The 17,319-nt window shown below is 65.8% G+C and carries 19 protein-coding genes, 3 tRNA genes and 1 riboswitch; of the genes, 13 read left to right on the top strand and 9 right to left on the bottom strand.

The window, feature by feature from the left end:
- Window positions 1-125: 125 nt before the first annotated feature.
- Window positions 126-932: a helix-turn-helix transcriptional regulator gene (locus tag K2O51_RS04045; protein WP_245001833.1), complete on the top strand. Its 807-nt coding sequence runs from the start codon at window positions 126-128 to the stop codon at window positions 930-932.
- A gap of 18 nt (window positions 933-950) precedes the next feature.
- Here the strand turns inward: K2O51_RS04045 and K2O51_RS04040 are convergent, their stop codons facing one another.
- Genes K2O51_RS04040 through K2O51_RS04030 form a run of 3 tightly spaced genes read right to left on the bottom strand, consistent with a single transcriptional unit; the run spans window position 951 to window position 3,287 of the window.
- Entirely contained in the window at window positions 951-1,436 is a 486-nt protein-coding gene (locus tag K2O51_RS04040) for a RidA family protein (RefSeq protein ID WP_220630520.1), read from the bottom strand.
- The gene (locus K2O51_RS04035) at window positions 1,433-2,302 is read right to left on the bottom strand and encodes a PhzF family phenazine biosynthesis protein (protein WP_011299603.1); all 870 of its coding nucleotides are present in this window, start codon (window positions 2,300-2,302) and stop codon (window positions 1,433-1,435) included. Before K2O51_RS04035 ends, K2O51_RS04040 begins: the two co-directional genes overlap by 4 nt.
- Window positions 2,295-3,287 (bottom strand): Bug family tripartite tricarboxylate transporter substrate binding protein, encoded by a 993-nt coding sequence (locus K2O51_RS04030; RefSeq protein WP_011299604.1) that lies wholly within the window; start codon window positions 3,285-3,287, stop codon window positions 2,295-2,297. Before K2O51_RS04030 ends, K2O51_RS04035 begins: the two co-directional genes overlap by 8 nt.
- Window positions 3,288-3,489: 202 nt before the next feature.
- On the opposite strand from K2O51_RS04030, the gene K2O51_RS04025 reads away from it, so the two are divergent.
- Window positions 3,490-3,894: a c-type cytochrome gene (locus K2O51_RS04025; RefSeq protein ID WP_041680100.1), complete on the top strand. Its 405-nt coding sequence runs from the start codon at window positions 3,490-3,492 to the stop codon at window positions 3,892-3,894.
- Window positions 3,895-3,930: 36 nt separating this feature from the next.
- Here the strand turns inward: K2O51_RS04025 and K2O51_RS04020 are convergent, their stop codons facing one another.
- Both K2O51_RS04020 and K2O51_RS04015 read right to left on the bottom strand, forming a co-directional pair.
- Entirely contained in the window at window positions 3,931-4,869 is a 939-nt protein-coding gene (locus tag K2O51_RS04020) for a TorF family putative porin (RefSeq protein WP_011299606.1), read from the bottom strand.
- 53 nt (window positions 4,870-4,922) lie between these two features.
- A riboswitch (guanidine-I (ykkC/yxkD leader) is annotated at window positions 4,923-5,038 on the bottom strand.
- A 163-nt stretch (window positions 5,039-5,201) separates the two neighbouring features.
- Window positions 5,202-7,643, bottom strand: coding sequence for a DUF3772 domain-containing protein (locus K2O51_RS04015; RefSeq protein ID WP_220630519.1), 2,442 nt, complete (start codon window positions 7,641-7,643; stop codon window positions 5,202-5,204).
- A gap of 480 nt (window positions 7,644-8,123) precedes the next feature.
- Here K2O51_RS04015 and K2O51_RS04010 point away from each other — a divergent pair, with 480 nt between their 5' ends.
- On the top strand, window positions 8,124-8,480 hold the full coding sequence (locus tag K2O51_RS04010) for a mechanosensitive ion channel protein MscS (protein ID WP_220630518.1): 357 nt from the start codon (window positions 8,124-8,126) through the stop codon (window positions 8,478-8,480).
- 2 nt (window positions 8,481-8,482) lie between these two features.
- On the opposite strand, the gene K2O51_RS04005 is transcribed toward K2O51_RS04010, so the two are convergent.
- The 3 genes from K2O51_RS04005 to K2O51_RS03995 all read right to left on the bottom strand — a co-directional run bounded on the left by K2O51_RS04005 (window position 8,483) and on the right by K2O51_RS03995 (window position 11,103).
- Window positions 8,483-9,460, bottom strand: a complete 978-nt coding sequence (locus tag K2O51_RS04005; RefSeq protein WP_220630517.1) for an ABC transporter substrate-binding protein — start codon at window positions 9,458-9,460, stop codon at window positions 8,483-8,485.
- A 116-nt stretch (window positions 9,461-9,576) separates the two neighbouring features.
- Complete coding sequence (locus K2O51_RS04000) at window positions 9,577-10,065, bottom strand: hypothetical protein (protein WP_011299610.1); 489 nt, start codon at window positions 10,063-10,065, stop codon at window positions 9,577-9,579.
- A gap of 294 nt (window positions 10,066-10,359) precedes the next feature.
- The gene (locus tag K2O51_RS03995; protein WP_011299611.1) at window positions 10,360-11,103 is read right to left on the bottom strand and encodes an SDR family oxidoreductase; all 744 of its coding nucleotides are present in this window, start codon (window positions 11,101-11,103) and stop codon (window positions 10,360-10,362) included.
- 115 nt (window positions 11,104-11,218) lie between these two features.
- Here K2O51_RS03995 and K2O51_RS03990 point away from each other — a divergent pair, with 115 nt between their 5' ends.
- From K2O51_RS03990 to K2O51_RS03970, 5 genes are all read left to right on the top strand, one after another.
- On the top strand, window positions 11,219-12,142 hold the full coding sequence (locus tag K2O51_RS03990) for a LysR family transcriptional regulator (RefSeq protein ID WP_011299612.1): 924 nt from the start codon (window positions 11,219-11,221) through the stop codon (window positions 12,140-12,142).
- Between the two features lie 141 nt (window positions 12,143-12,283).
- Window positions 12,284-12,721 carry a YciI family protein gene (locus K2O51_RS03985; RefSeq protein WP_011299613.1) on the top strand — a complete coding sequence of 146 codons (438 nt, stop codon included), beginning with the start codon at window positions 12,284-12,286 and terminating at the stop codon, window positions 12,719-12,721.
- A 116-nt stretch (window positions 12,722-12,837) separates the two neighbouring features.
- Entirely contained in the window at window positions 12,838-13,566 is a 729-nt protein-coding gene (locus K2O51_RS03980; protein WP_011299614.1) for an oxygen-binding di-iron domain-containing protein, read from the top strand.
- Between the two features lie 58 nt (window positions 13,567-13,624).
- Window positions 13,625-14,116: a flavodoxin family protein gene (locus K2O51_RS03975; RefSeq protein ID WP_220630516.1), complete on the top strand. Its 492-nt coding sequence runs from the start codon at window positions 13,625-13,627 to the stop codon at window positions 14,114-14,116.
- Between the two features lie 51 nt (window positions 14,117-14,167).
- Window positions 14,168-14,821 carry a glutathione S-transferase family protein gene (locus K2O51_RS03970; RefSeq protein ID WP_220630515.1) on the top strand — a complete coding sequence of 218 codons (654 nt, stop codon included), beginning with the start codon at window positions 14,168-14,170 and terminating at the stop codon, window positions 14,819-14,821.
- Between the two features lie 24 nt (window positions 14,822-14,845).
- Here K2O51_RS03970 and pip read toward each other — a convergent pair whose 3' ends face one another.
- Window positions 14,846-15,799: a prolyl aminopeptidase gene (pip, locus tag K2O51_RS03965; RefSeq protein ID WP_220630514.1), complete on the bottom strand. Its 954-nt coding sequence runs from the start codon at window positions 15,797-15,799 to the stop codon at window positions 14,846-14,848.
- 222 nt (window positions 15,800-16,021) lie between these two features.
- On the opposite strand from pip, the gene K2O51_RS03960 reads away from it, so the two are divergent.
- The 5 genes from K2O51_RS03960 to K2O51_RS03940 all read left to right on the top strand — a co-directional run bounded on the left by K2O51_RS03960 (window position 16,022) and on the right by K2O51_RS03940 (window position 17,168).
- Window positions 16,022-16,097: transfer RNA gene (locus K2O51_RS03960), tRNA-Asn, on the top strand.
- 6 nt (window positions 16,098-16,103) lie between these two features.
- A tRNA-Gly gene (locus K2O51_RS03955) sits at window positions 16,104-16,179 on the top strand.
- Window positions 16,180-16,198: 19 nt separating this feature from the next.
- Window positions 16,199-16,273: transfer RNA gene (locus tag K2O51_RS03950), tRNA-Thr, on the top strand.
- Window positions 16,264-16,434, top strand: a complete 171-nt coding sequence (locus K2O51_RS03945; protein WP_166487063.1) for a hypothetical protein — start codon at window positions 16,264-16,266, stop codon at window positions 16,432-16,434. The genes K2O51_RS03950 and K2O51_RS03945 overlap by 10 nt, the downstream gene beginning before the upstream one ends.
- Before the next feature lie 29 nt (window positions 16,435-16,463).
- On the top strand, window positions 16,464-17,168 hold the full coding sequence (locus tag K2O51_RS03940; protein ID WP_041680102.1) for a glutathione S-transferase N-terminal domain-containing protein: 705 nt from the start codon (window positions 16,464-16,466) through the stop codon (window positions 17,166-17,168).
- The last annotated feature ends 151 nt before the right edge of the window (window positions 17,169-17,319 follow it).

The following is a 17,319-nucleotide window of genomic DNA, read 5'->3' as shown; positions in this document are numbered from 1 at the left end:
TGAGGCCTGGGGCCATGCCAGCCGGGCTTCCCTACCGGGCAGCGATAGTGTGCCTGCTCCTCCGGCGATCGGGAAGAAGAGGTCAGGCCAACCTGCCGATACCGCGGCACCACGGCGTATGATCGATGCCATTCCGAACGATCTCTGCCGGGACGCCTGCGATGGCCGACGTGCCTCATCTGTCACCGAAGCTCCACCTGACCGCGACACATGGGTTTGCGCTGCACGACAGCCGCCAGCCCGGCTTCCGCCGTGAATGGCACATCCACGACTGCGGCATGCTGCTGTGGCCGCGCATGGGCCGGCTCCGGACGTTGTGGGAGGAAATGCCCGGCGAGTCCGATGGCCGGCATGCCGCCACGCTCGTGCGCGGCACCGCGGTGCTGTTGCCAGCGTCCACGTCGCACCTGACGGCGTCCGAGCCCGGACGCCAGCAGCACGGCGAACTCTATCTGCCGCCGGATCGCCTGGCCGGGTGCCGGCCGTTCGGCGCGGTCAGGCTCGATGCGGCGACCATCGCGATGCTCGAGGCACTGCTTGCGCCGACGATTTCCGCGTCGAGCGCATCGTGGCTGGTGCGCGCCATCGTCGAGCAGATCATGGCGAGCCGGCCGCTTGCGATGCCGGAGGAACCCGCGTCGCTGGCGCTGCGCATGGTACGCCGCTTCACCGTCGCGCTCGAGCGCGATTTGCGCCTGCCGTCGGTCGATGCCGTGGCCGCGGAACTCGGCGTATCGGTCCGCCATTTGCAGCGAGCCTGCCGGATCGAGTTCGGTGTCAGCCCCGTAGCGGTCCGGCGACGCATGCTGGCGACCCATGCGCGCGCACTGATCGCAGCGGGCTGGTCAGCGGCCAGCGTCAGCGTGCATCTCGGCTTTGCCTCCAGCGGACATCTGCATCGGCTGCTGCGTGAGTTGCCCGATGCGCCATAGCCGCGGTATCCGGTAGCGTCAGGGGGCGGTCACGATGGCATCGATTTCGATTTCCGTCCATGCGCAATCAGGCAGGCTGGCCACACCCAGCGCGCTGCGTGCCGGGAGCGGCTGATCGGGGAACGCGACGCGCAGGACAGCGGAGGCCGCGTCGAGTACCGCCGGGTGGCTGCCAAAGTCCGCCGAGGCGCGAATGAATCCACGCAGACGGACGATCTGCGTCACGCGGGACAGCTCGCCATCGCATGCCAGTTGCAGGGCTGCAAGCGCGTTGAGGATGGAGACTTCGGCAGCCCGGCGCGCGGGCTCCAGGTCGTCGCTAGTCCGGCATAGCCCGGACATGGCCACGCCGTCCTCGCGACAGACCTGCCCAGAGATCGACACCCAGCGGCAAGGGCCGACCGGTATCGCGCAGAAGGGCGCGTAGTTGCCGCGCGGTGTGGGCACCGCGGGCAGATCCAAGCCGGCGGCGACAAGCCGCGCTTCAGGTGTGTCGATCGTCATTCCTGGCTCCATGCTGCCTTGCCGCTGAGCCAGCAGCCGTCAGGCTCGCCATCATCTGAGCGGCGTGGCGCAACGAGGATTTCCGACGGGCTGCCCATGGCATCGCCCTGCCATATTGCGATGGGCCCGGCGGGCGCGCCATCGCATGCTAGCGCACCTTCGCCGGCCAGGTATCCCCAGAGCGCGGCTGCCGCAATACCGGTGGCGGCGTCCTCGGGATAGCCCGAGGATTTCGGAAACTGCCGAGCGTGAACCACGGGTCGGCCATCGTCCTGCGGCGTGCCGAATGCATACGGATAGAGTCCGGTCGAGCCGATGGCACCGCACAACGCCTCCATTGCCGGGAAGTCGGGTTGCAGGCCATCGAGCTCTGCTACGGACGGCAACGCAACGAGTGTCTTCACGCGGCTGGTCGCGGCGTTGACGATCGTGCGAGTCCCCGGAGGCAGACCGAGCGTTTCGGCCACTCGCGTACTCGCGTGCGCATCGAGTATTTCGGTGCGCACCTCCGGCTGGGAGATCCACGCGCATTCCCGTGCCGCGTCCCAGTAGGCCAGCACCACACCACTGATGGTCGCGATGCGTGCGGTTGGCGTCGTCCAGCGGCCCCACTGGCGCAATGCCCACAGCGTGCCGACGGTTGCGTGGCCGCACATCTCCATTTCGTGCAGCGGGACGAAGAAGCGGAAGCGCCAGTCGCAGCCGGCGTCGTCGCCCGGCAGGACGAACGCGGATTCATGCCCGTATGCGGCGGCGACGGCCTGCATCTGGGCCGCGCTCATGCCGCGGGCGTCGGCAACCAATGGCACCGGATTGCCACCGCCGGCACGACGCACAAAGACCTGGATCAGGTTGACGTCACTCACCGGTCGCTCCTACGGACTTCGCAATGGCGCCCCAGTAAGGGATGTCCTTCTGCACGGCGGCCTGCAGTGCTGCCGGCGTGCCGGGACGCGCGGTCACGCCCTTGCTCTCCAGATCGTTCGCGACAGCCTTGTCGCCAAGCACCTTGTTCAGTGCCGCGTTGAAGCGCGCGACGATGGGAGCGGGCGTTCCCTTCGGGAAGACGATGCCGTACCAGAGCTGTTGTTCGAAGCCTGGCACGCCCTGGCTCGCGAACGTGGGTACATCGGGCAGGAGCGCTGTAGGGGCGGTCGTCGCGATCGCGGCGATCTTTCGTGCCTTGATATACGGTGCGAGACCGACGGGGTTGTCGAACATGAATTGCACCTGTCCGCCGATCAGGTCGGTGTAGGCAGGCGCCGCGCCTCGGTAGGGCACATGAACCAGCGGCGTGCCGGCAAGCTTCTGGAACTGCTCGCCCATCAGGTGCGACACGGTGCCTACGCCTACCGAACCGAAGCTGTGCAGCGACTTGTCGGCCTTGAGCCGGGCGAGCAGCGCCTTGACATCGGTGGCCTGCCACGCCTGGTTGACCGCGAGTACATACGGCGACGTGCCGATGAATCCCGCGTAGGCGAAATCCTGAGCGGGGTTGTAGCCGAGCTTAGGATAGAGTGCCACGCTCACCGCATGCGTGCTCGTGGTGACCACACCGGCGGTGTAGCCGTCGGCCGCCGCACGTGCCACGTAGCCGGATCCGATCGTGCCGCCCGCACCACTGCGATTGTCGATCACGACCGGCTGGCCCAGCTCCCGTTGCAGCATGGGCTGGATCGAGCGGACCACCAGGTCCGTGCCGCCGCCGGCGGGGAATGGCACAACCACGGTGACGGGTTTGGTCGGCCATGTCTCGGCGTAGGCAGGGCCGAAGCAAAGGCCCGCGGCGATCGCAAGCACGGCGCAGCGGGCCTTGCAGGATGGAATGGATGGAACGGATGGAATTGGCACGTGCAGTCTCCTTGTCTGAATGGAAGGAGTCTAGGAACGTGCGCGGCCATTCTCGAACCAGAACACGACAGGTTCGATCCGAAAAGCGGCTGGCTGCCGATCGCGCGGCTGTCTGACGTGCGGTGGCGCGCATCGCGCTATCATGCGGGCCTGTCCATCCGGGCCATCCGGCCCATCCGGACCCCACTCCGACGTACGACTCATGCATCACGCTGTACCGCGCCGGCTGGCGGCCCTGACTTGCCTTGCCGTGGCTTTTGCCGCTTCCGCCGCTTCCGCCGCTTCTTCCGCTTCCGCCGCCGACATCCAGGCCGGCAAGGCGCTGTTTGCTACCCGTTGCGCGTCGTGCCACAGCGTGGGCCCGTCCGCACGCGGCGCCTTCGGCCCGCAGCTCAACGCCGTCTTCGGCCGGCGCGCGGGCAGCACTTCCGACTATCGCTATTCGCCCGCCATGACCGCGTCCGGCGTGGTGTGGACGGCCGACACGCTGCGCGCGTTCATCAAATCGCCGGGCAAGGTCGTGCCAGGTACGCGCATGCGCTTCTGGGGCATCGGCAACGACCAGCAGATCGACGACCTGCTGGCCTACCTGCAGACTTACCGGTAACCGTCCGCCTCGATCGCCTCGACGGCATAGACAGCGTCAGGGAAAGCCGTATCCCACCGTGGCCAGGAACTGGTTCTTCTGGCTGACGCCGAAGCGGTTCTTGCCGCCAAGGATCCACTGGATGCCAACATTGAACGGTGTCTCGGGAATCGGGGCCGCAAGCGCCAGCGTGAGATGGCGGAAGGCGCCGCCGACCGGAGCGTTGCCCGCATAGCAGCCATTGACGACAAACGCGGCACCAGGGCCGCAGGACGTGCCGCTGAGCGTGTCGGTCGTGCCGAGATACTTGCCTTCCTTGCGGTAGGTGTAGGCACCAGCCGTGGCGGTGAACGTCATGCCGTACGGCAGGGGCTGGGTGAACACGAGCGTCCAGTACGTGTCGCCCTTGTTGCCCCAGACTACGTCGTTGAGCAGCGTTTGCGCGTTGAAGCTCACGGGCCCGTAGGACAGGCCGATTTTGGTTTCGAGCGCATTGGCATGGCTGCCGTTGATGTAGTAGTACGCAGTCATGCCAGCCGTATAGCCGATGCCGCCGGGCAGCTTGCCACTGTAGGCGCCGTAGAAATCATTCTCGATCGAGCGGTCTTTCTGGAAGTCGGTGACGCTGCGATCGCTGTACGAATTACCGAGCTGCCGGTACGAGTAGTTGATCATCGACGCCCAGTAGCCGACGCTCCAGCCGCTTTCATGGGCAAGATCCGCGCCCCACTGGAGCGCGGGGCGCGAGGACTCGGGCGCGTCACCGCCCGCATTGCCGAGCGGTGTGCCGTTGCCATAGGTGCTGGTGGCACCGCGCAACACATAGCGCGACACCGCCTCGACGTGGCCCGTGAAGGTATACGGGCTTGCCGGGGTTGGGTCGGCGGGCGGCGGATTGTCTTCGGCGTGTGCCGCGGTGGAAAAGTGAACTGCAGCAAGCAACAGGACAGCGGCGCAAAAGGGGCGCGCGAGGCGGTAGGCGGGGAATCCCGACATGAAATGGCTCCGGTCAGTGACAAAGGCAGGGAAGCCACCTCTCTGCGAAGTGAACCTCCCGGGCTTTTGTCCCGCCGTGGAGCCGCCGGCGGATCAGGTGCCGGTGGCCGGTCGCTCTCGGACCAGCCATCGCGCGCATGGCACGACCGGAACCCTAGCTACCCTTCGGTGAGCGACACGCGGCCGCTTCCCCGCTTGCATTCAGCAACATGCATGCCACGTATTTGCCGTGCACGGCGCGCCAGACCGATGCATGGCGCGCGGCCGGCGCACCGATCTGGCAGCGTGGGGGGCAACGTGCGGGTGCCTCGGCCCCATGCCGGTGCGCGGCGTCATGGCGCCGGCAGCAGCGCTTCCGCCGACATGCCCGGCAGGTTCTCGACACGCAGCGTCTGCGGCATGGTCAGCGAAATGCCGGCGGCACGCAGGCGCTTGAGGATCTCGAACAGCAGATCACTCTTGGTCGACGCGGCAATGCGCGGGTTGGCCACGAAGCCCGTCACACTCAGCGTGATGCCGTTGGGTGCAAGCTGGCTGAAGGTGACCGATGGCACCGGGTGGTCGAGGATGGTTTCGTTATCCAGATAAGTGTCGAGCAGCAGGTCGCGCACCTGCTCCGGATCGGTGTTGAGCGGGAACGTGAGCTGCAATGAGGCCACGCCCTGCGTGCTTTGGCTCATGGTCACGTTGCGCACGTTCTGCGAGATGAGCTGCGAGTTCGGCACGATCATCGTGGAGCGGTCGCCGAGCTGGATCTCGGTTGCGCGCACGTTGATGCGGCGGATATCGCCTTCCACGCCGCTGATGCTGACCATGTCGCCAACCTTCACCGGGCGCTCGGTCAGCAGGATCAGGCCCGACACGAAGTTCTTGACGATTTCCTGCAGGCCGAAGCCGATGCCCACCGACAGCGCGCTGACGATCCATGCCAGGTTCTCCCACTTCACCCCCAGCTGGGCCAGCGTCAGCAGTACGATCAGCACGTAGCCGACATTGCTGAACAGCGTGACCAGCGACGCGCGCAGGCCCGGCTCCATGCACATGCGCGGCAGCAGCTCCGCATCGAGCCAGCGCCGCACCGAACGCAGCAGCCAGATGCCCACCGACAGCGCGATCACGGCATTGATGATGCGCTCCGGCATGATGTTATAGCTGCGCAGCTTGTCGCCGCCGAGCACGGTCAGCAGGCTGTCGAGCAGTTCCGCCGGCGTGGTGCCGAAGCCGCCGGTCAGCAGCGCGATGATGGCAACGATCGTCAGCACGCTGGTGCCAAGGCCCGACAGCAGCGTCGATGCCTGCTCCAGGCGGTTGTCGTCCACGCCGAACAGCTGCCGGATCACGCGGCCGCTTGCGTGCTGCGTCGACAGCAGGCTTTCGAAGATGTCGCGCGTGAGCTGGGTCAGCAGGTACAGCGTGCACAGCACGATGTCGAACCACACCAGTTCGTAGGTCACGAAGCGGGCGAAGCTGACATAGCCCGCGAGCAGCGCAATCAGCGCAACGATGACGGCGAGCGTGACGCCGGCGTGGATCATGCCCGCCAGTGTGGCGCGTGCCTCGGCGCGCTCGCCGGCCGCGGCCAGCCCGCTGCGCACGCGGTTGGCGCGCAACAGCGCGGCGCCGATCGTGAACACCACCACCAGCGACACCAGGCCGCGGCCCAGCAGCGTGAACGGCACGCTGGTATCGGCAATATGGTTCAGCAATTCGAGCGTGCCCGCCAGCAGCAACAGCCCGGCCAGTGCGCGCGGGAACGGCTTGAGTGCGCGCGCCACCGGGTCCGCCATCGCCGGCAGTCGCCACGAAGGGTGATGCGTACACAGCAGCGCGCGGCCGAGCCCAGCAATCAGCGCACTGGTCAGCATGAGCCTGGCCAGTGCGCCGAGCAGGTCCTGCAGGTCAGTCGGCGGCTCGTAGCCGCGCGTGAAGGCGTAGTAGACCAGCTGCACCGCGAGCGCCGTCGTGACGACGGTGGTAAGCGCGGTGGCGAGCGCGAGCGCGCTGCGCCGCAAGCGGGTTTCGGGCAAGCGCGTCAGGCAGAACCAGGCGGCGGCACGTTCGGCAAGTCGCCGGCCGAGCGTCCAGACCGCGAGTGCCAGTACGAGCAGCAGCGCGGTGGCGCCGCGCTGCTCCGGTTCCCATGCGGCCTTCAACAGCGGCACAACTTCATCCACGAACGCTTCCAAGCGGGCGCTGTCGTCATCGGATGGCTTGAACAGCGGCGCCCAGAACTGCGGGTTCAGGATGCTTTCCGAGCGCAGCGCAAGCTGGTCCTTCATGCGGCTGCGCTGCAGCTTGGCGAGCTGGGCGTTCAGATTCTCGATGTTCTCCTTGCCTTCTGCTGCCTGTTTCAGCGCGTTGTCGAGCTGGACCTTGCGCGCATTGAGCTCGGCCCGCTGGCGTGCCACGGCGGGCATTTCCGGCGGCGTGGCGCCCGCTGCGGGCGGTGGGCCGAGCACGTCGAGCTGGGCCTGCAACTGCGCACGCTGCGGCGTCAGCGCGGCGGTCAGCTTGTCGACGTCCTTGGCGAGCTGGTGCAGGCCTTCGTCGAGGTCACCGAGGCGCGTTGTGCCGTTGACGCTTGATGCCGACTGCTTGATGCGATCCTGCTCGGTCTGCAGGCGCTTGAGTTCGGTGATGGCCTCTGCGTGCGTGAGGGCCGGAGGCTGATCCGCTTCGGGCGCGGACGCCGGCTCGGCCGCCAGCGCGACCGGCATCAGGTGGAACAGTGCGGTGAGCACAAGGCTCAGGGCGAGCCAGGAAAGTCTGCGCATGGCGGATTCACGTGGTGACGTGGCCGCCCGGAAACTGCCGCCGCGCTCCGGCAAGCCACTGTGCGCCGGATGGCGGGGAGCGAATGCCTGAGGATGCGGATTGGCCCGGGGGCGCGGGAGACGGACACAGGAAGCGAGACCACGCTGTGGCCGGGCCGCTTCCACGAAATTAGCCAGCGACGTGCGGCGCTGCCGCATGGCTTGGCCTCGGGCCTGTCTGGCGCGCGGCAAGCCGGCTGGTTAAGTGGCGGTCGGTGTGGGTGGCCGCCGGACGGGTGATTATATGAAAGCGTTCAGATCACACGGCCCCGCATGCGCCTTCCTCGTCGCCTCGTAGTTGTAATTGTCCGTTACCGGCGGAAGCGCGCGTTACATCGCTAACAACTGGGGGCGCCGGCCGAAACACCTGACCGCGCGATTCTTGTGCATGATGACATCACGAAATCAGTACCGAAGTACCCCCTGAAACAGGAGTCAGACATGCGCCCCTCTATCCGTATCGCTTCCGCTGCCGCCGTGTCGCTTGCCCTGCTGGCTGCCGGGCCGGCGTCGGCGCATGACCGCTATCACCATGGCGGCGGCTCTCAGGCCGGCGTGGCCCTTGCCGTTGGCGCGCTGGTCGGCCTCGCATTTGGTGCGGCCATGGCCACGCCTGTGGTGGCTGCTCCCGTCGCCGTCGCCCCCGCGCCAGTCGCCTACGCACCGCCCGCCCGCGTGAGCTATGCCGCGCCGGCCGTTCCGCCGGGCTACTGCTATCGCGGCGACATCGGCGGCTACGTGCCGTGCGGCCCGCAGCCGGGCGGCTATTACCAGGCGCCAGTGGACTACGGCTACTAAGCTCAGGTGACAGCGAAGCCGGTATCGAACGTGGCGCGCGCGTCTAGCCGCTGTTTGAGCAGGCCCGTCTTCAGGTAGAAATCGGCGGTGCGCTGCTGCTCGGCAATGAGCGCATCGTCGATCTTCTGCCACTGCGTGTGCCTGCGCTCGAACTGCAGGCGCGCCGCCTCCGGAGAAATCCCAATGATGCGCGCAAGCGTCGCGGAGAACTCCGGCACATGCTGATAGGACCAGGCCTGCGCGCGCACCACGCGCTGCAGGAAATCGGCCAGCACCGCGCGTTTTGCCGCCAGCGCCGTGTCGGTCGCCGCCACATAGCTCAGTCCCGACCACAGGCCGCGCCCGTTGACCAGCACGCGTGCATGGCCGCTGGTTTCCGCCATGGCGGTATAGGGTTCCCAGGTGGCCCATGCATCGACCGAACCACTGGTCAGCGCGAGCTTGGCATCGGCCGGTGGCAGGAAGCGGATGTTGGCATCCTCCGGCCGCAGTCCGGCCGATTCCAGCGCCTTGAGCGCGACGAAATGGCCGATCGAACCGCGATTGGTGCCGATGCTCTTGCCCTTCAAGTCCGCCGCACTCTTCAGCGGCGAGTCGGGGCGTACGAGGATGGCGGTGCCATAAGGATCGGAACGATTGGCGCCGATCAATCGGATGCGCGTGCCTGCGGCGAGCGCGAAGATCGCCGGCGCATCGCCGATCGGGCCACAGTCGACGGCGCCCGCGTTGAGCGCTTCAGCGAGCGGCGCCGCGGCAGGGAACTCTGTCCACTGGATGTCGTAGGACAGTCCGCGCAGTGCATCGGCGGACTCGAGCAAGGCACGCAGGCCGCCTTTCTGGTCGCCCGCTTTCAATAACGGGCGTCCCTGTGCGCGGACTGCGCCGGCGCCGGGAAGTGCGGCAAGAAGAAGCGTGTCGGTGGCGATGGCGGCGGTAGCCACCGTGCCGTAGCGGAGGAATTGTCTTCGGGATGCAGTCATCGGTTATGCGTGCCATGTCAATCATTCGGACTGCAGCCAGCCCGGTCAGCATGCAACCGTAACGCGATCGATCCCTTGCGCGAACGAATATATCCGCGCTTTCTTATGCAGGACGCTTAGGCAGGCGACGTCTGTCCCATGGGACCAGTCCCGCCGATTTCCACGTTTTTTTCCGCGTCCCCGGCGTCAAGCCGTTCCATCGAACGCAATTCGGTTTGCCGGAATACGCCGTCCACGGTGATCCATGGAAAGCGCACGCCGGTCACCACATTCTCGAATGCAATGTAGGGCGTTTCGCCATCGAACACGCACGTGAAGACGCGCGGAGACTCCTGTCCATGGCGCACGCGGTAGCGTGCCCCGTGTTCCAGCCGGAACAGCATGTCGCCCTGGCGCAGCAAGCGCGACGTGGGCTGGCATACGCCGTGGCCGGCCTCGGTCGCAGCGCGCTGGTGCTGTTCATCGAGAACCTGCTGAAGCCAGTCGTCGAAGCCTAGCGTGGTCTTGTGCTGGCCGACCAGCGTCATCCATTCATCGATGCGCCGGCGCTGGCCGTCCTGGCTCTCGGCTGGTGCGCCGACGCTATAGTCCTTACGCCTGCTCATACCGTCTGTCTGGCTATCCTGTCGCGGCCCGATGGGCGTGAAGCGGGCACTATGACGGCAGCGCAGCAGTTCAGGAAAGAGTAGAACTACTCAACTGCCTGCTGCGTACGCGATTCCCGGTTGCACGGCGTCCTGCGCGCGTCCGTCGGATCGGGAAAAAAGCCGGCGGCCGGCCAGCGGCCGCCGGTCCCGAACGATCGGGCAATGATTGGGGAATCGTGTGCCGCAGTAGCACACTGCATGCAATGACGGTATCCACGCAATGAACCGTATCCCTGCGAAGGTGGGGGCAACTCAGGCGGCGAAGCCACCGTCGATATTCAGGCTGGCACCGGTGACGAAGCCTGCTTCCGGGCCGGCGAGGTACGCCACCATGCCAGCGATCTCTTCGGGCCGCGCGTGGCGCTGCAATGCCATCAGGCCATGCAGCGATGTCGCAAAGTCGCTGTGCTCGGGGTTCATGTCGGTGTTGGTCGGACCCGGCTGCACGTTGTTCACGGTAATGCCCCTGGGTCCGAGATCGCGCGCCATGCCCTGCACCAGGCCCTTCAGCGCGGCCTTGCTCATGGCATAGGCGCTGCCTCCGGCGAACGGAATGCGATCCGCGTTGACGCTGCCGATATTGATGATGCGGCCGCCGTCGCCCATGTGGGGCAGTGCTGCCTTGGCTGCCACAAACACGCCGCGCACATTCACCGCAAGCGTCTTGTCGAAATCTTCGAGCGAAAAGTCGTCGACCGGGCCCAGCAGCAGCACGCCGGCACTATTGACGAGGATGTCGATCTTGCCGAACTGCCGGGCGGCATCATCGACGGCACGCGTCACGGAAGCCGCGTCCGCCGCATCAGCCTGGAAGGCCAGTGCGCGTCCGCCGGCGGCATGGATTTCCTCCGCCAGTGCGTGCGCACCAGCTCCCGAACTCTGATAGGTAAAGGCCACAGCCGCGCCTTCGCGCGCCAGCCGGCGTACGACCGAAGCGCCGATACCGCGCGCGCCGCCGGTGACGAAGGCAATCTTGCCGGAAAGAGTGGTGCTCATGATGTTTGCTCCTGAAAGCGTTGGGGTTGGTGCGTCGAAGTATGGTCAGTGGATTCCCCTACCGGTAGGCATCGCTGTGGATCATTTTTTTCAACCATTGGTATAAGCTGGGGGCATGGAAGCCCTGAACCTGCTCGAATCCTTTGTCCATAGCGCTGAAACGGGCAGCTTCTCGGCGGCGGCACGCCGGCTGGGGCTGACCCCGGCCGCGGTCAGCAAGAATGTCGCGCGCCTGGAGCGTCACCTTGGGCTGCGCCTGTTCCATCGGAGCACGCGGCGCCTGACGCTGACCTCGGGCGGCGAGCAGTTCTTTTCGCAGGTGTCCAACCCGTTCTCGGCATTGCGCGATGCATTTGCCGGCGCGGCCGAGGATGCTGGCAAGCCCGCCGGCGTGCTCAAGGTCGGCATGGCGCTGGCGTTCGGGCGCGAGTACCTGGTGCCGCTGCTGGGCGAGTTCCTGGCGCTCTATCCCGGCATCGTGCCGGACTGGCACTTCGAGAACCGTCCCACGGACCTGATCCGGGACGGCTTCGATGCCGCCATTGGCGGTGGCATCGAATTGACCGAGGGCGTGGTCGCGCGCGAGCTTGCCCGGACGCACGTGGTCGCGGTGGCATCGCCGGCGTTCATGCAGGGAAAGGCGCTGCCCAGGCACCCGTCGGATCTGCTTGCATTTGACGGCATCGTGCGGCGTTCAGGCGCCACCGGCCGCTTGCGCGCGTGGACCTTGCGCAACCAGGTCGGCGAACAGGCGCCAGCGGAACACCGCGCGCGATTGATCTTCGACGACCCCGAAGCCATGGCCCACGCGGCCATGCACGGGCTAGGCATCGCGCTGCTGCCGATGCCCCATGCCGCGCCACGGCTAGAGAGCGGGGCGCTGATGCGGCTGCTGCCCGGCTGGTACGCCGACAACGGGCCGATCGCGCTCTACTACCCGAGCCGCACGCTGCTGCCGCCGCGCACGCGCGTATTCATCGAGTTCGTGGTCGACGCGTTTCGCAGCAAGGGGTTGGCGCGGCGATTTGATGGGCGGTGAGCGCAACTTCACGTTGCATTCCATGGCATTGGATTAACCTGTAGCCATGCGCGCTTTAGCGCGACACAACCACGAAAGTGGATCCTGAAACACTGCGCTCCGGCTCCCCGTAGCCGGCCGCGCATTCACGGAGGCATGACGATGCGTGTGATGGTGATCGTGAAGGCAACCAGGCAGTCAGAGGCTGGCGAAATGCCCGGCACTGAATTGCTTGCGGCCATGGGCAAGTTCAACGAGGAACTCGTCAAGGCGGGCGTCATGCTCGCGGGCGAGGGTCTGCACCCGAGCTCGCGTGGCAAGCGGGTCCGCTTTTCGGGAAGCAACCGGACCGTGGTCGATGGCCCGTTCGCGGCAACCAATGAACTGATCGCCGGCTTCTGGCTGTGGCAGGTCAAATCCATGGACGAGGCCGTGGAGTGGGTCAGGCGCTGTCCCAATCCGATGGACGGCGACTCCGAGATCGAAATCCGCCAGGTGTTCGAGGCCGATGACTTCGGCGAGGCATTCACCCCGGAGCTGCGCGAGCAGGAAGAGCGCCTGCGCGCCGACATCGACAGGAAGTCCGGCAACCCTGGCTGATCCGGGCGCGGATTCGTCTTGCGGCTTGCCGGCTGGATACGGGCCTTCTATATCCGGCAGCAGTGCCAGTGATGGCCAATGGCCGGGTTGTCCCGGCAGAAAGGAAGGGAATGAACATGGAACACACCGGACCCGTCACCACCGTGGACGAAATTGCTGACGGTATCTTCCGCATCTCCACGCCCGTCCCGCCGCAGGACATGCCGGGCGGCTTCTCATTCAACCAATACCTTGTGGTGGATGACAGGCCGTTGCTTTACCACACGGGTCCGCGCAAGCTGTTCACGCAGGTGCGCGCAGCCATCGAGCGTGTGATGCCGGTGTCGCGACTGGCCTATGTCGGGTTCTCTCACGTGGAGTCCGATGAATGCGGCACACTCAATGACTTTCTCGAACTCGCACCCGATGCCGTGCCGCTGTGCGGCCAGATCGCCGCGATGGTGTCGATCGACGACATCGCCATTCGTCCGGCGCGCGCCATGGCCGATGGAGAAGTCATCAGTCTTGGCACGCACCGCATCCGCTGGCTTGCCACGCCGCACGTGCCGCATGGCTGGGAATGCTCGATGGCGTTCGAGGAAACCACGCGTACACTGCTGTGCGGCGATCTCTTTACGCAGCCCGGCGACGCAAATCCGCCGCTGACCGAAGGCGACATCCTCGAATCGAGCGAGGCGTTCCGTCTGCAGATGGACTATTACGCGCACAGCCCGGATACCGGGATGCATCTGCAGCGGCTGGCCGATCTGCACCCGGCCACGCTGGCGTGCATGCATGGCAGCGCGTGGCGCGGCGACGGTGCGGCACTGCTGGGCCGCTTGTCGCAGCGGCTGGCGCAACGGTAGGTGACGTGCACGCGCATGCTACAGTCGGCCCGACATTGGCGAGCATGAGCGTGCACGAATGAAGACCCTGCTGATCGTCTATCACACCATGACTGGCGGTACCGCGCAGATGGCGCTGGCCGCGGCCGACGCGGCCAGCGAGCAGCCAGACGTCACGGTCACGCTGCTGCGTGCGGTTGATGCAGGACCGGACGATGTACTTGCCGCCGACGGCTACCTGTTCGCGACGCCGGAGAACCTGGCCGCGATGTCGGGCCTGATGAAGGATTTCTTCGACCGCTGCTACTACGCCGCACTCGATCGCGTGAACGGGCGTCCTTACGCCGCCATGATCTGCGCGGGTAGTGACGGGCAGAACGCCTTGCGGCAGATCGACCGCATCGCGACCGGCTGGCGCCTGAAGAGCGTGGCGCCGGGTTTGATCGTCTGCACGCACGCGCAGACGCCGGAGCGCATCCTCGCTCCCAAGAATATTGGCGCCGACGATCTGGAGCGCTGCGCTGAAGTCGGCGCGGGCCTGGCGGCCGGCCTTGCGCTCGGCGTGTTCTGAGCCGGAGTGCCGGTCAGATTTGTTCAACTCGCTGTCATTCCGGAGGTAACCATGCTGCTGTATGCGCACCCGTTTTCCTCGTACTGCCAGAAGGTTCTGATTGCCTTGTATGAAAACGGCACGCCGTTCGAATTTCGGATGCTGTCGCCGGAGCATCCCGACACGCTGGCCGAGCACGCCGCGCTCTGGCCAATGCAACGCATGCCGGTGCTGGTCGACGCGGGGCGCACCGTGGTCGAGTCGACCATCATCATCGAGTACCTCGACATCCACCATCGCGGTCCCGTGCAATGGATTCCGCCGGACCCCGACGACGCGTTGGAGGTCCGCATGATGGGCCGCTTCTTCGACAACTACGTCATGACGCCGATGCAGCGCATCGTGTTCGACTACATCCGCGCGCCTGGGCAGCGCGATGCGGCAGGGGTGGCCGACGCCAGGCAGTTGCTGGACCGTTCATACCAGTGGCTCGACCGTGCCATGGCCGGGCGCGAATGGGCTGCGGCCGGTGCCTTCGGCCTTGCGGATTGCGCGGCGGCACCGGCCCTGTTCTATGCCGACTGGGTGCATCCCATGGCCCCGGCCCTGACCAACGCGCGCGCTTACCGCAGCCGGCTGCTGGCGCGGCCCGCATTTGCGCGGGCGGTAGACGAGGCGCGCCCGTACCGCAAGCTGTTTCCACCCGGCGCGCCGGACCGGGACTAAGGTTCCGCACAAATCGGGGCGACGTTACTGCTGCGCGAACCGGTCTGTGGCCCGAATCAACTGATCGAGGATACCCGGCTCGGTCCACGCATGTCCCGCACCTTCGATCAGATGGAAGTCTGCGTCAGGCCATGCGTTGTGTAACGCGAACGCGTAGCGCGCAGGGCAAGGCATATCGTAGCGGCCGTGCACGATTACGCCGGGAATCCCAGCCAGGCGATGCGCGTCGCGCAGCAGTTGCCCGTCTTCAAGCCACGCGCGGTGCGTGAAGTAGTGGTTCTCGAGCCGTGCGAAGGCCAGCGCGAAATGCGCATCATCGTGCTTCGCGCTGTTGTCCGCGTCCGGCAGCAGGGTGATGGTTTCCCCTTCCCAGACGCTCCACGCGCGCGCCGCTTGCAGTTGTTTTGCCTCGTCGTCGCCGGTCAGCAGCTTGCGATAGGCGGCCATCATGTTGCCGCGTTCCGCTTCCGGCACCGGCGCCTGAAAGCGCGCCCACTTCTCGGGGAACATCTCCGACACGCCGAACTGGTAGTACCAGTCCAACTCCGCTTGCGACACCGTATAGACGCCGCGCAGCACGAGTTCGCTCGCGCGCTGCGGATGCTTCTGCGCGTAGGCGAGCGCCAGCGTCGAGCCCCATGAGCCGCCGAACACGAGCCAGCGCTCGACACCCGCGAGTTCGCGCAAGCGCTCGATATCGTCGACGAGATGCCACGTGGTGTTTGCCTCCAGTCCTGCATGCGGCGTGGAGCGGCCGCAGCCACGCTGGTCGAACAGCAGCACGTCGTAGTGCGCGGGATCGAACAGCCGGCGATGATCGGCACTGATGCCGCCGCCGGGTCCGCCATGCAGGAAAACTGCAGGCTTGGCGCCAGGCGTGCCGACGCGCTCGTAATGGATCACGTGGCCGTCGCCGACATCGAGCGTGCCCGTGGCATACGGTTCGATGGCAGGGTAGAGGGTGCGAAGGGTTGGCATGGGGTTGGGCTCCGGGTGCGTCATGGTTCAGTGTAGCGCTGGGCGTGCGCGATCACGCGGCCACCGTTGCGTCGATCTTTGTGAAAGGCGAAGCAGTCGCGGCCATAAAGACCCGAGGCGCACGGAGTGACGGAGACTTCAAAAAAATCTTGCGCCATCGCTTGACACCTTGCCGGTCAATCGTTGTACAATCCGGCCTCCTCTCAACGAGGAAGCGTTGATTCCCCGATAGCTCAGTCGGTAGAGCGCCGGACTGTTAATCCGTAGGTCCCTGGTTCGAGCCCAGGTCGGGGAGCCAAACAACGCGGGAGTAGCTCAGTTGGTAGAGCGCAACCTTGCCAAGGTTGAGGTCGCGAGTTCGAGACTCGTCTCCCGCTCCAGTGCCCAGCACCGGACGTCGCCCATGTGGCTCAGTGGTAGAGCACTCCCTTGGTAAGGGAGAGGTCGGCAGTTCGATCCTGCCCATGGGCACCACCTCCCTTTTTCCGTATTTTCCTTTTCTCTTTCCGGCTGATTTTCTTCTGCCGGTATCCCGATTTTCTTTTTGCTTTGATTCCGGTGTATCGCGCAATAAGGCCCCGGCCTGCAGCGCCTGCACGGGCGGTTTATCATCGGACATTCAGGCGCGGCATTGATGCCGTGCCGCCAGTTGCCAGGAGTTTTTGTGTCCGACCTGTCCGCCTATCCCATCGCCAGCAAATGGCCAGCGCAGCATCCCGACCGCATCCAGCTTTATTCGCTGCCCACGCCGAACGGCGTGAAAGTATCCACGATGCTGGAAGAGACCGGGCTGCCCTACGAGCCGCACCTTGTGCGCTTCGACCACAACGACCAGTTGTCGCCCGAGTTCCTTTCGCTGAATCCCAATAACAAGATCCCGGCCATCATCGATCCCAACGGACCCGGCGCAAAGCCGCTGCCGCTGTGGGAATCCGGTGCCATCCTGCTGTACCTGGCCGACAAGTCGGGGCAGCTGATTCCTGCCGATCCCGCGGAACGTTACGAGACCATCCAGTGGCTCATGTTCCAGATGGGCGGCATCGGTCCCATGTTTGGCCAGGTGGGATTCTTCAACCGTTTTGCGGGCAAGGAGTACGAGGACAAGCGTCCGCGCGACCGTTATGCGGCCGAGAGCCGCCGCTTGCTCAACGTGCTGAACCAGCGCCTGGCCGACCGGTCGTGGATCATGGGCGAGCAATACACGATCGCCGACATCGCGACGTTCCCTTGGGTGCGCAATCTGGTGGGTTTCTATGAAGCGGGCGAACTCGTCGGCATCGGCGATTTCCCGCATGTGACGCGCGCACTCGAAGCCTTCGTGGCCCGTCCCGCAGTAATCAAGGGCCTCGACACGCCGCATCGCGGCTGAGATATCGCCGCGTAGGCATCGCGGGGCTCGGCACATGTGTCGGGCAACGTCCTACAGCGCGCTACTTGCGCGCTGACAGAGACGGGCAAGGCGCGCACCTATAGTCAAAGCAAGGCCGCTTTGTCCGGAGGTGCCACTATGCCGCATCCAC

Origin of the sequence: Cupriavidus pinatubonensis (assembly GCF_019602855.1) — a bacterium.
GTDB lineage: Bacteria > Pseudomonadota > Gammaproteobacteria > Burkholderiales > Burkholderiaceae > Cupriavidus > Cupriavidus pinatubonensis.
The sequence above is the reverse complement of the archived record's forward strand: the minus strand, read 5'-3'. Positions and strand labels throughout refer to the sequence as shown.